The organism is Herbaspirillum sp. 1130 (assembly GCF_017833835.1).
Taxonomy (GTDB): domain Bacteria; phylum Pseudomonadota; class Gammaproteobacteria; order Burkholderiales; family Burkholderiaceae_D; genus Herbaspirillum; species Herbaspirillum huttiense.
Genome location: NZ_JAFICQ010000003.1, coordinates 60,153 through 73,276, shown reverse-complemented (window position 1 = coordinate 73,276; position 13,124 = coordinate 60,153). Strand labels below are relative to the sequence as shown.

The 13,124-nt window shown below is 63.4% G+C and carries 9 protein-coding genes; 3 read left to right on the top strand and 6 right to left on the bottom strand.

Annotated elements, in window-relative coordinates; all coding sequences use genetic code 11:
* Positions 1–358: 358 nt before the first annotated feature.
* From JOD78_RS14020 to JOD78_RS14005, 4 genes are all read right to left on the bottom strand, one after another.
* The gene (locus tag JOD78_RS14020) at positions 359–2,119 is read right to left on the bottom strand and encodes a methyl-accepting chemotaxis protein (RefSeq protein WP_209568699.1); all 1,761 of its coding nucleotides are present in this window, start codon (positions 2,117–2,119) and stop codon (positions 359–361) included.
* A 380-nt stretch (positions 2,120–2,499) separates the two neighbouring features.
* Positions 2,500–3,549: a glycosyltransferase family 1 protein gene (locus tag JOD78_RS14015; protein WP_121037928.1), complete on the bottom strand. Its 1,050-nt coding sequence runs from the start codon at positions 3,547–3,549 to the stop codon at positions 2,500–2,502.
* Between the two features lie 49 nt (positions 3,550–3,598).
* Positions 3,599–4,489, bottom strand: coding sequence for a UDP-2,3-diacylglucosamine diphosphatase (locus JOD78_RS14010; RefSeq protein ID WP_121037925.1), 891 nt, complete (start codon positions 4,487–4,489; stop codon positions 3,599–3,601).
* A complete protein-coding gene (locus JOD78_RS14005; protein ID WP_039788946.1) occupies positions 4,486–5,253 on the bottom strand; it encodes a GNAT family N-acyltransferase in 768 nt (255 codons plus the stop codon). The genes JOD78_RS14010 and JOD78_RS14005 overlap by 4 nt, the downstream gene beginning before the upstream one ends.
* Positions 5,254–5,752: 499 nt before the next feature.
* On the opposite strand from JOD78_RS14005, the gene JOD78_RS14000 reads away from it, so the two are divergent.
* From JOD78_RS14000 to JOD78_RS13990, 3 genes are all read left to right on the top strand, one after another.
* On the top strand, positions 5,753–6,535 hold the full coding sequence (locus tag JOD78_RS14000) for a 3-hydroxybutyrate dehydrogenase (protein ID WP_034332649.1): 783 nt from the start codon (positions 5,753–5,755) through the stop codon (positions 6,533–6,535).
* 165 nt (positions 6,536–6,700) lie between these two features.
* The gene (locus JOD78_RS13995; RefSeq protein ID WP_134134612.1) at positions 6,701–8,824 is read left to right on the top strand and encodes a DNA/RNA non-specific endonuclease; all 2,124 of its coding nucleotides are present in this window, start codon (positions 6,701–6,703) and stop codon (positions 8,822–8,824) included.
* Positions 8,825–8,872: 48 nt separating this feature from the next.
* The gene (locus JOD78_RS13990; protein ID WP_209568701.1) at positions 8,873–9,637 is read left to right on the top strand and encodes an AraC family transcriptional regulator; all 765 of its coding nucleotides are present in this window, start codon (positions 8,873–8,875) and stop codon (positions 9,635–9,637) included.
* Here JOD78_RS13990 and JOD78_RS13985 read toward each other — a convergent pair.
* Together JOD78_RS13985 and katG are read right to left on the bottom strand one after the other, a co-directional pair.
* The gene (locus JOD78_RS13985) at positions 9,625–10,203 is read right to left on the bottom strand and encodes a phosphonate degradation HD-domain oxygenase (protein WP_034332666.1); all 579 of its coding nucleotides are present in this window, start codon (positions 10,201–10,203) and stop codon (positions 9,625–9,627) included. The two genes, JOD78_RS13990 and JOD78_RS13985, sit on opposite strands and share 13 nt — an antisense overlap.
* Positions 10,204–10,368: 165 nt before the next feature.
* A complete protein-coding gene (katG, locus tag JOD78_RS13980; protein WP_209568703.1) occupies positions 10,369–12,618 on the bottom strand; it encodes a catalase/peroxidase HPI in 2,250 nt (749 codons plus the stop codon).
* Positions 12,619–13,124: the final 506 nt, after the last annotated feature.

Sequence of the window (13,124 nt, the reverse complement as noted above, 5' to 3'; positions counted from 1 at the left end):
GACTGATTCCGGTGGATGAAGGGAAAGGGCCGCACTGCAATCCCCGGGGCCGCGTGCTGCGCACTCTGCGCAATCGGCGTGGTCGTCGTCCGGCCTGTGTGGCCGCTGCTGCGACGCCGCGCTCTCCCCCCGGGTGCGCAGGTGACCGCCCTCCCCTTGCCGGGGCAATCCGCCTGCAACATTTGATATAGCTTTACGGCAACTTCGCAATTATCTTGAATTCTCACGCAGCGTGCTTGCCACCCTGAAAAAATAAAAGCGCCGCCACCTTGAAGGGTGGCGGCGCTTGCACGCGAACTTGATTTTTTATTGACTAATGCTTAACCAGAATTACAAGTTCTTGCAACAACGCATCCGATCAGAATTCCTCGAAATCATCATCGCGTGCGGCCGTCGCCGGCTTGCCTTTGGACGCACCGGAGACCGGCGGCAAGCTGGCCAGAGCTGGCTTCCTGGCGGCAGCCACCGCGGGCGGCGGATTGACCGTGCGCGCCGCTGCCGGACTGTTCATCACCGGCGCGGCGGACTGCTTGTGCGCCGGATGTTGAGGCTGTGACTGAGGCCGCGCCTGCGCCGCCGTCTTCAGCTTGAACACGGCCACGGCACGGGCCAGCACATCGGATTGCTCCTGCAGGCTTTCGGCAGCGGCGGCGGCCTGCTCGACCAGTGCCGCATTCTGCTGGGTGATCTCGTCGATCTGCGCGATGGCATTGTTGACCTCGGCGATACCGGCGCTCTGCTCCTGGCTGGCGGCCGTGATCTCGCCCATGATGTCAGCCACGTGCTTCACCGACGCCACGATCTCGCTCATGGTGGCCCCGGCCTCATCGACCAGCTTGCCGCCGGCATCGACCTTGTCCACCGAATCGCTGATGAGCTCCTTGATTTCCTTGGCGGCCGCCGCGCTGCGCTGGGCCAGCGCGCGCACTTCCGAGGCGACCACCGCAAACCCGCGTCCCTGCTCGCCGGCGCGGGCCGCTTCCACTGCCGCGTTGAGCGCGAGGATATTGGTCTGGAAAGCAATGCCATCGATCACGCCGATGATGTCGACGATCTTGCCCGAGCTCTCCTTGATCGAACCCATGGTGGCGACCACGTGGCCGACCACACGCCCGCCCTTGGTGGCGTAATCCGAAGCTGACAACACCAGCTGGTTGGCCTGCTGCGCGTTGGCGGCGTTCTGCTGCACGGTGGAGGTCAGCTGTTCCATCGAGCTGGCGGTTTCTTCCAGGCTGGAGGCCTGCGATTCAGTGCGGTTGGAGAGATCCACGTTGCCGCGCGCGATTTCATGCGAGGCCACGGCGATGACGGCGGCGCTTTCCTTGACCTCGTTGAGCGTGGTCGCCAGATTGCCCTGCATGGCATCGAGGGCGTTGACCAGATGTGCGGCTTCATCGCGCCCCTGGTCGTGGAAGTCGTGGGTGAGATCGCCACGGGAAATCGTTTCCGCAATACTGCCGGCGCGCTTGAGCGGATTGACGATGGAGCGCGTGATGATGAAGGTGAAGAAGAAGCCCAGGCCCAGCGTCAGCACGCCCATGGCCAGCATGCCGATCTGCGCCTTGCGGTAGCTGTCCTTGGCGTCAGCGTGGGCCTGCTTCATGTCCTCCTGCTGGAACGCCGCCAGCGCCGCCACGCTGGCCATCCACTTCTCATGCGCAGGGAGAAAATCGCTCTTGAGCTGTTGGGCTGCATCGAAGTAATTGTTGCTGGCCACCTGCTGGCGGATCTGCTCCACCAGCGGGAACAGCTTCTTGCTCTCGCCGCTGGTGGCTGCCAGCAAATCCTTGCCACGGCCATCGGCGGACAAGCCTGTGATCTGCTTCTCGAAGCCGGCATAGGCTTTCAGGATCTCGCCCAGGTGTGCGTCCTCGGCCTTGCCCTCGGCGGCATCGGTGGGCGTGACCACCTTGCGCAGCGCCAGGGCCAGCTGGCTGCCGGCCTCGCGCATGTTCATGGCGCTGGTCATGGCGGCGACCTTCTGGTCGATCACGTATTCACTGCTGGCTTCCAGCTCGGCCATGCGCCACAGGCCGATCAGCAGGATGGCGGTGGCCAGCAGCAGAATGAGGCAGAAGCCGAATGCCAGGCGGCTGCCGATCTTGAGATGTTGAATCATGGCGTGTCTCTTCCTGATAACGCGAACGTCGACGGTGATGCAATTGCGCGCACGGTGAACCAGCACCCTGCGAGTTGCTCTTTTTACTGCGTATTGTTGCGCTCGCGGTGGAGCATGATTCATGCCCGGCCCGCTACCTTGCCCCGGCAAGGCCCGCCTGTAGCGGCTCTCAGGCCCACGCGACCGGTCTGCGGCGTGCCTCCGGTGTGGATTCTTGGTTTTTTGTAATCGGTATTACAAGCGGCGCACGCGGGCGTGGCGCATCTTAGAAGAGGGGTACGCGGGCATGCCAATGCTTTGTCGGCATGCCCTCATGTGCGTCTTGCATAGTTATCAAAAGATGAAGAACTGAACGGCTGCGCAAGGCAGCCGTTGCCGGGTCAGCGGATCTCTCGCACCGGCTTGATGGCCGCAGCCTTGCCGGGCGCACTGCGGTGCGCCAGGTGCAGGTGCTGCAGGAACTGCTGGGTGGCCGATTCCCAGGAGCGGGTGGCCGCGTGGGCGCGCACCGCCTCATGGTCGAGCTTCATGGCCTGCAGGCAGGCTTGCTTGAGGTCCTGGCGCAATACGCCGGACACGCCGTTGTCGACCACGTCGATCGGGCCTTCCACCGGATAGGCCGCGACCGGAATGCCGCAGGCCATGGCCTCCAGCAGCACCAGGCCGAAGGTATCGGTCTTGCTGGGGAAGACGAACACATCAGCGCAGTTGTAATACGCCGGCAGCTCATCGTGGCCCTTGGCCCCCAGGAAGCGCACTTCCGGGTAGCGCGCGCTCAGGTCTTCCAGTTGCGGGCCATCGCCCACGACCCACTTGGTGCCGGGCAGGTCCAGCTTGAGGAAGGCTTCGATATTCTTTTCCACCGCCACGCGGCCCACGTAGAGGAACAGTGGACGTTCGATGCAGGCATGGTCTTCCACCGCCGGGCGGAAGTGATTGGTATCCACGCCGCGCCCCCACAGGACGACGTTGCGGAAGCCCTCCTCTTCCAGCGCCGTCTTCATCGCGGGAGTGGGCACCATGATGGCTTCGGAGCGGCCATGGAACCAGCGCAGCAGGCGATACGTGATCGCCTTGGGCAGCAGCTTGCGCGCAGCCAGGTATTCCGGGAAACGGGTGTGATACGCCGTGGTGAAACTGAGCTTGTGGCGCACGCAATAACGGCGCGCCGCCAGCCCCATCGGACCTTCGGTGGCAATGTGGATGCAATCGGGCTGGAAGGCTTCGAGCGCCGCCACGATGCGGGCATAGGGCTTGTAGGCCAGGCGGATTTCAGGATAGGTCGGACAGGCGAAGGTGCGGAAGTCGCGCGGCGACAGCAGCAGCACTTCGTGACCGAGACCGCGCAGGCAACGCACGGTCGAGCGCAAGGTGTTGACGACGCCGTTGACTTGCGGCTCTCCGGCGTCGCTGATGATGGCAATGCGCATAAACTATATAAACAATATAAACAATATGATTCGCAAGGAACCCGCTGCCTCAGGCGGTGGCGAGTTCGCGGGCGGCCTGGCGCGCTTCCTTGCCCGCGCGCTTGAGTTGCATGATTTCCTGCCAGGTCACCAGGCGCAGTTCACCGCTGGGGTCTTCCACCAGTGCCGACAGGCTCTCGACCCAGTCGCCGTCGTTGCAGTAGACGACACCGCCGATGTCGCGGATCTCGGGCTTGTGGATGTGACCGCAGATGACGCCATCCAGACCCTTCTTCTTGGCCTCGTCGGCGAGCGCGTCTTCGAAGGAGGTGATGTAGTTCACCGCATTCTTGACCTTGGATTTCAGGTACTGCGAAAGCGACCAGTACGGCAGCCCGGCACGGGCGCGCCAGCTGTTGAACCACTGGTTGAACTTGAGGATCATGGTGTAGAGGCTGTCGCCCACGTAGGCCAGCCACTTGGCGCAGGCGATCACGCCATCGAAGCGGTCGCCGTGCAGTACCAGCATGCGCTTGCCCTCGGCGGTCACGTGCACCAGCTCGTCGCGGATCTTGATGCCGCCGAAATCGAGGTCGATGAACTGGCGGATCACTTCATCGTGATTGCCGGGAACGAAGATGACGTTGGTGCCCTTCTTGGCTTTCTTGAGCACGGTCTGCACCACGTTGTTGTGGGACTGGTCCCAGTACCAGCGACGCTTGAGTTGCCAGCCGTCGATGATGTCGCCGACCAGGTAGAGCGTTTCGGATTCGGTGGCGCGCAGGAACTCCAGCAGGCGTTCAGCCTGGCAGCCGGTGGTGCCCAGGTGGATATCGGAAATCCAGATGGTGCGGAAGCGCAGCGGATCGCGCCTGGCTTCCTCGTCACCGGCATCGTGGTCGGGACCCAGGTCGGCGAACAGCCCCTGGGCTTTTTCCATGAACTGTTCGCGTGGCTTCATGCGGTCCTCGAATCCTTGAGGTAGTGGCGGGCATAGCGGCTGTCGAGCTTGGAGAGCGGCAGCAGCAGGAAGAAATCGGCCGAGTGGAAATCAGGATCCCAGGCCGGTTCGCCGCACACCCACGCACCGCTGCGCAGGTAGCCGCGCAGCAGCGGCGGGATCTGCGGATCGACGCCGGCCTGGCGGTCTTCCAGCGGGAAGGGCAGGAGCGGCGTGACGCGATAGTCCGGCGGCGCCAGGTTCTTTTCGCGGAAGGCGTGGTACAGCGCGGCGGCGTTGTGGCCGCCATCGGCCAGGCTCACGCTGGCGCAGCCCATCAGGTATTCGCAGCGTTCCTTGCGCATGTAGGCGGCCAGGCCGGCCCACAGCATCATGATGACGCCGCCGCTGCGGTAGTCCGGGTGGATGCAGGCGCGGCCAGCCTCGGCGATGACGCCGCGGATGTTGTCCAGGCGCGAGAGATCGAATTCCTGTTCCGAGTAGAACTTGCCCATGCGGCGCGCACCGTGCGGGCTCAGCACGCGATAGGTGCCGACCACGGAGAGGGTCTTGCTGTCGCGCACGATCAGGTGATCGCAGTAGTCGTCGAACTCATCCTTGTCCAGGCCTTCGGGGTTGGCCAGGGCCGACAGGTTCATCGCTTCGATGAAGACCTTGTAGCGCAGGCGCTGAACTTCGCGCACTTCTTCCGGGGTGCTGGCCAGGCTCAGGTTCAGCTTGGCAAAACTCGGATTGGCATCGGCAGGAATGGTAAGCAGTCTCATGCATTGTCCTTTGTGGTGATGTTTGAAAGAGACCGTGGAAGATGTCAGCCAGGTCAACCAGACAACATAAGCGACCTCACCTGAACTGCTTCCCGCGTCCCCTTCAGAATTGCGGCTGCCTCAAATGAAATCGAAGAATTGATCGATTAATTTCGAGAAACAGCCGATGTCCCCGGGATAACGCTGCACAGACTAACCAGCGAATGTTTCACGCACATGACCTTTGCGGGCGTTTTGGCAGTGCAGCAACAACCAGCGGCCCAGCGTTACAATGGCGTGACAAAGCGGCGTCCGGAGACCTCCCTGCGGGGAGCAGACGCATGCGCGAGGGCAAGGAAAACGGGTGCAAGGGCGAGATCGGCACCCGAGGAATCTTTCGATGCGCAGTTCATCGAAACCAGGGATTGATGACCGTCGTCGGGGACCGCGTGCGACAGCGCCGGTGCCGAGGACGGTCTGGCTTTGCAATGTCCGTCAACTCGAAACATAAAGGAAGATCATGCTACTCAAGGATAAAGTCGCACTCATTACCGGTTCGGCCAGCGGCATCGGCAAGGAAATCGCGATCGAATACGCCAAACAAGGCGCCAAGGTCGTCATCGCCGACCTGGCCCTGGAAGCCGCCAAGGCCACGGCTGAAGAGATCGTCAAGAACGGCGGCACCGCGATGGCGGTGGCCATGAACGTCACCGATGAAACCCAGGTCGACAAGGGCGTGGCCGATGCCGTGAACACCTACGGCGGGCTGGACATCATGATCAGCAATGCCGGCATCCAGATCATCAGCCCGGTCACCGAACTGTCGCTGGAAAACTGGCGCAAGATGCTGGCGATCCACCTGGACGGCGCCTTCCTGACCACCCGCGCGGCGATGAAAGCCATGATCAAGCAGGGCCGTGGCGGCTCGATCATCTACATGGGTTCGGTGCACTCGCATCAGGCCTCGGCGCTCAAGTCGCCCTACGTGACCGCCAAGCACGGCCTGCTGGGCCTGGCCAAGACCGTGGCCAAGGAAGGGGCCAAGGACAAGATCCGCACCAATGTCATCTGTCCCGGCTTCGTGCGCACGCCGCTGGTGGAAAAGCAGATCCCCGAGCAGGCCAAGGAATTCGGCATCAGCGAAGAGGATGTCATCAAGAAGATCATGCTCAAGGACACCGTGGACGGTGAATTCACCACCACCCAGGACGTGGCCCAGACCGCCGTGTTCCTGGCGGCCTTCCCGACCAATGCGCTGACCGGCCAGTCCGTCGTGGTCAGCCACGGCTGGCATATGCAGTAAGCTTCACCCGCATCCAGGCTTCTCCCAAAGCCGCCGTGGCGCAAGCCCGGCGGCTTTGTCTTGGCCACCGGAAACACTGATGTTTTGCAAGATGTTTCAGGTCATGCCGATGTCATATGAAGGTAATAACGTCCCCGGACCCTCCCCCGAGAATCTGGAGATGCCATGGATGCCCAAGCCCTCAAGGATTTCCGCGCCTGCGTGGCCGACACTGCCAGCGAACGCCAGCGTGTACGCTCGCTGGTGGCCTGCGGGCAATGGCGCGAGGCCGAGCCCGACAGTGAACGGGCGCGCGCCTATGCCCTGCGCCAGCGCAACCTGGGCCATCCGGCCGGTCCGGAATCGATCATCGGCGACAGCGAGGATTTCCTGCGCGCCAGCTTCCTGGCGCAAGGCGCAGCGGTGGCGCGAGCGGTGGCCTACGTCGAGGTCAACAGCGATCAGAGCAGCGAACTGGCCACCGGCTTCTTGATCAGCCCGCGCCTGTTCCTGACCAACCAGCACGTCATCGCGGATACCGCCGCCGCACGCGGCACACGTCTCACCTTCCTGCGCGAACTCGACGCACGCGGAGTGCCGCGTGCCACCACCAGCTACCTGCTGGCACCGGAGCGGCTGGCGCTGTTCTCTCCAGCGGATCAGCTGGACTATGCCCTCATCGCACTGGGCGAACGCCAGTCAGGGACGGCCACTGTGGAGGAGCTGGGCTTCTGCCCGCTCTCGGACCAGCCCGACAAACACGTCATCGGCATGGCGGCCAACATCATCCAGCATCCGTCCGGCTGGATGAAGATGATCAGCATCCGCAACAACACCGTCACCGCGCGCACCGAACACACCCTGCTCTACGAGACCGATACCCAGCAAGGCTCGTCCGGCTCGCCGGTCTTCAATGACGACTGGCAGCTGGTGGCCTTGCATCACTGGGGGGAGCCTTATCGCGATGCTGGTGCGGGAGATCAACGGCTGCGCAAGGTCAACGAAGGCATACGCATCAGCGCCCTCTACCGTGACCTGCTGGCACGCCTGCCCACCTTGCCGCCTGAGGCCCGGGCGTTGCTGCAGGAAGCCTTGAGCTATCAGGTGGCCAGCGCGCCCGCTGCCCTCACCGTCGCCGACAACACCGCATCCGACATGACACAGGAGATCAGCATGAACAACAGTGGCAAAGACATCGCTCTGCAGACCGCAACCCTGACGATTCCGCTGGAAGTGACGGTGCGGGTTGCGGGAGGTGCAACGACCGTCGCCCAGGCGACGACACCCGCTGCCGCCAACGCAAGCCTCGCTGCCAACAACGCGACCTTGCAGCCACCACGCCGGCTCTCTCCGCCCCGCCCCTCCGCAGGCGCAGAAGCCTTGCGCATCGATCCGGATTACGGCAATCGCAGCGGCTACGATGCCGCTTTCATCCCCGGTGCCGAACTGCCGCTGCCGCAGCCGGATGCGAAGCTGGCGGGCGACATCGTCCCGCTGCTGCCTACCGTGGCCGGTGCCGCTGGCGATGACGGCGAACTGAAATATGAACACTTCAGCATCAAGCTGTTGAAGCGCCGCCGCATGGCCGCCTTCACTGCCACCAACATCGACGGTACGCATTACCTCGCAGTCGATCGCGGCAGCGGCCAGGTCAATGCGGCCGAAGGCGATGCCTGGTTCCGCGATCCGCGCGTGGCGGCCGGCAGCGTGCTGGAACAGGATTTCTATTCGGCGTGGTCGACTTATTTCGATCGCGGCCACCTGACGCGCCGCTCCGATCCCAGCTGGGGTACGCCGGAAGAAGCCGAACGCGCCAATGCCGATACCTTCCATTTCACCAATTGCTCGCCCCAGCATTTCCGCTTCAACCAGAGCGCGACCTACTGGCAGGGCCTGGAGCGCTATGTGCTGGAGAACGGTGTGCTGGCTGCCAGCAGCAAGGGCCGCCTGTGCGTCTTCCAGGGCCCGGTGTTCAACGACCAGGTGGACCTGTGGGCCGATGAGGTGCAGATCCCTTCGGCCTTCTTCAAGATCGTGGTGTGGAAGGGCAAGCAAGGCTTGAAAGCGGTAGGCCTGCTGGCCGACCAGTCGGCCCTGCTGTCGGAGAGCCGGCACAGCCTGGGAGCGCCGCGCGACCTGCCCTCGGTGGACGTCAACCACTGGCGCGTGGCCATTCCCGAACTGGAAAGGATGACCGGGCTGGACTTCGGTTCCAGGGTACGCGCCGCCGATACCATCGCCGATGGCAAGCAGCCTCAGGTCGGCGAAGCGCGCCAGCGCATCACGGCCTTCGAGCAGATCCGGCTGTAGCAGCGAAGTCCGCTATCATGGCGGGATTGCTTTGCATCCCTGCCCGCCATGATCCCATCCTCGCGACCGCATCCCGACACTGCCCCACCCGTGGCGCAGCTGCACCTGCGCAGCTATCGGGAGGAGTCATTGGCGCACCGGCATGATTTTCCGCAACTGGTGCTGCCGCTGGCAGGCCATCTGGCGATGGACATCGCCGGCCGCGAAGGCCTGGCCGATACCGCCACGGCGGCCTTCGTCGAACCCGGCGCGCGGCATGCCACGCGCGCGGGCGGCGAGAATCGTTCGCTGGTGGTCGACCTGGCACCCGATGCGGTCGGCAGCCTGCAACTGGAGTCGCTGGCACAGCGCCCGTTCCTGCCCTTGTCCCGCGCCGCCGGGAAACTGGTGGAATTCATGGCGGTGGCACTCAGCGACACCCGCCCCGCCGGCAACACGCTGCAGCATTGGGTTCCCCTGCTGCTGGACGCGCTCACGCAGCAGCCGCAGGCACTGTCGCGGCTGCGTTTGATGCTGGCACGGGTGGAGGCGCGCGCCGAGCATCCCTGGACGGTGGCGCAGATGGCGGAACTGGCGGCGATCTCCCCCAGCCGCCTGCATGAATGGTTTCGCGCTGAACTGGACACGTCGCCGCGCGCCTGGCTGGCCGAAGTGCGCGTGGCCCGGGCCTGCCAGCTGCTGCGCACCAGCAGCCTGCCGCTGGCGCAGATTGCCCAGCGCTGCGGCTATGGCGACCAGAGTGCGCTCACGCATGCGCTGCGCAAGCTGCGCGGCACGACCCCATCAGCGTATCGGAAAAGTTATTTGCCCTGAGGACGGCTGGCCTTGCCCGGCCGCAGCAGGCATTCATTGAAGTAGCCGGCATAGTGCGCATAATCGGGCGTCGGCAGACCCGCCGTCTTGGCACGATCATCCCAGCGCCGCAACCTGACGGCATCCTCGGCATAGGGCCGATCGATGAAAGCCGCGGCCTGTTCCACATCGAAGATTCCGCCCTGCAATTGCAGGCTGCGCACCGAATCGGCCGAGAGCTGCGCGAAGTAGTCCGGATCAGTGGCGCACAGGTAGCGCTTGGCATCCACATGCAGGGCAATCGGCGCCAGCACGGATTCATGGAAGACGCCGCGCAGGAAAGGCAGCACGCGATACTGGTGCAGGTCATCGATGCCGGCCAGGGTGGGCGTCTGGCCCAGGTCTTCCAGCAGGTGGCCGAGATCGTGCAGCAGGCTGGCCACGATCAGGCTGGGCGCTGCGCCCTCCTGCTCGGCCAGCAGCGCCGATTGCAGCGCGTGTTCCAGTTGCGTAACCGGCTCGCCGGTGTATTGCGTGTGGCCGTGCCGTGTGAACAGCAGGGCAATGTCATCCAGGCTCAGGGCCATCATGCGCCTCTCAGGTGAAGAAAAAGACCGAACGCCACTATAGCCCCTGCATCGGCGCACTCCGTGACATCTCCATGACATGCGCACGCGCAAAGAAAAACGGCGAGCCTTGCGGCCCGCCGTCGTTCATCGCTTCACTGCCTCACTGCTTGACTGCTTTGCTGCTTACTTCTTCAGGTCATAGCGATCCAGATCCATCACCTTGACCCAGGCCGCCACGAAGTCCTTGACGAACTTTTCCTTGGCGTCCGAGCTGGCATAGACTTCAGCCAGGGCGCGCAGCACGGCGTTGGAGCCGAACACCAGGTCGACACGGGTGCCGGTCCACTTGACGGCACCACTCTTGCGATCACGGCCTTCGAACTCTTCCTGGGCGGGCGAGGTGGACTTCCACTCGGTGCCCATGTCCAGCAGATTGACGAAGAAGTCATTGGACAGCACGCCCACCTTGGAAGTGAACACACCCTTGGTGCTGCCACCCACCGTGTTGCCCAGCACGCGCAGGCCACCGATGAGGACCGTCATTTCCGGCGCGGTCAGGGTCAGTTGCTGGGCCTTGTCGATGAGCATGTCTTCGGCACGCACTGCATAACGCTGCTTCTGGAAGTTGCGGAAACCATCAACGACGGGTTCCAGCGGCTCGAAGGAGGCCACATCGGTCTGCTCCTGCGACGCATCCACACGGCCTGCGCTGAAGGGGACCGTCACGGCCACGCCTGCATCCTTGGCCGCCTTTTCGACGGCTGCGCTACCGGCCAGCACGATCAGATCCGCCAGCGACACCTTCTTGGCACCTTGGTTGAACTCGGACTGGATGCCTTCCAGTGCCTTCAAGACCTTGGCCAACTGGGCCGGCTGATTGGCAGCCCAATCCTTCTGCGGCGCCAGGCGGATACGCGCACCGTTGGCACCACCGCGCATGTCGCCACCCCGGAAGGTGGAGGCCGAAGCCCAGGCGGTCGAGACCAGCTCGCTCACCGACAGGCCCGAGGCCAGGATCTTGCTCTTCAGGGCCGTGACATCGGCTGCATCAATCGGCGCACCTTCTGCCTTGGGCAGCGGATCTTGCCAGATCAGTTCTTCAGCCGGCACTTCCGGGCCGAGGTAGCGCGCACGCGGACCGAGGTCGCGGTGGGTCAGCTTGAACCAGGCGCGGGCGAAGGCGTCAGCGAACTGCTCCGGGTGTTCCAGGAAGCGGCGCGAGATCTTTTCGTAAGCCGGATCGAAGCGCAGCGACAAGTCCGTGGTCAGCATGGTGGGACGCAGGGGTGCGCCGCCGTGGGCGTGCGGGATCACCGCATCGGCGCCCTTGGCCACCCATTGATGGGCACCGGCCGGGCTCTTGGTCAGTTCCCACTCATAGTTGAACAGATTCTCGAAGAAGTAATTGCTCCACTGGGCCGGAGTCTGGGTCCAGGTCACTTCCAGGCCGGAGCTGATGGTGTCGCCACCGACGCCGCTGCCGAAGCTGCTCTTCCAGCCCATGCCTTGGTGTTCCAGGCCCTCGCCTTCCGGTTCACGGCCCACGTGCTTGGCGTCGCCTGCACCGTGGGTCTTGCCGAAGGTGTGGCCACCGGCGATCAGGGCCACGGTTTCTTCATCGTCCATCGCCATGCGGGCGAAGGTTTCGCGGATGTCATGGGCGGCGGCCACCGGATCAGGGTTGCCTTCCGGACCTTCCGGGTTCACGTAGATCAGGCCCATCTGGACGGCAGCCAGCGGGTTTTCCAGGTTGCGGCCGGTGGGGCCGGTGCGGCTCTGCTCATTGCCGTGACGGTCGGCATCGGCCGTGATCTCGCCGTGGCTGGCGCCGGCCTTGCCTTTGCCGTAGCGGTCATCGCCGCCCAGCCAGGTCGATTCGGTACCCCAGTAGACGTCCAGGTCCGGTTCCCACACGTCCTGGCGGCCACCGGCGAAACCGAAGGTCTTGAAACCCATGGTTTCCAGCGCGACGTTGCCGGTCAGGATCAGCAGGTCAGCCCAGGAGATCTTGTTGCCGTACTTCTGCTTGACCGGCCAGATCAGGCGGCGTGCCTTGTCCAGGTTGACGTTGTCGGGCCAGCTGTTCAAGGGCGCGAAGCGCTGCTGGCCACGGCCGGCACCGCCGCGGCCATCGCCGATGCGATAGGTACCGGCACTGTGCCAGGCCATGCGGATGAACAGCGGACCGTAGTGGCCGAAGTCGGCCGGCCACCAGTCCTGCGAATCGGTCATCACCTTGGCCAGGTCGGCCTTGACGGCGGCCAGGTCCAGGCTCTTGAAGGCTTCGGCGTAGTTGAAATCCTCACCCATGGGGTTGGACTTGGAAGAATGCTGGGCCAGCAGATCCACACGCAGCTGCTTGGGCCACCAGTCGCGGTTGCTGGTGCCGCTACCGGCGGTGTGGTTGAAGGGGCACTTGGCTTCATTCGACATTGCGTTCTCTCCTGTTGATCGACCCGATGGGTCATGACGCCCGGACCGGGAAACGGGCATCTTCGTGGCTACCTCCAGCCTGGCTGGACATAGCGGCTTGTACTGCAGCGACAGGCTGACTGCGTTCTGCTACGGCACCATGACGCCGTACTGCGGGGCCAGCTTCGCCTTGTTCCGGTCGTGCTTGCGAAGAACCATTAATGTAATTGATTGAAAACAATTACGTGATTGTCTTTTTGTATAATGCCAGTCAATAAATCCAATCCCACAGGTTCAGAATTTGTGGGTGAACAGTGTAGCCAAAGGCAAATATTCCTGCTGGACTTGCGGCACATTGTTTGTGCAGACCGTGCGCAACAGCAGCGGAGAACGCGATCGACCCGACCGTGAGGAAATGCGAATATCGGAAGCGTACATTGCCTGCTGGGGCAATCTTGCCTGAGGGAAGCCGCCATCCTGGCCTACAGGAAAATACGAGTTTCAATATTCTTCAGGTCAACCGATAT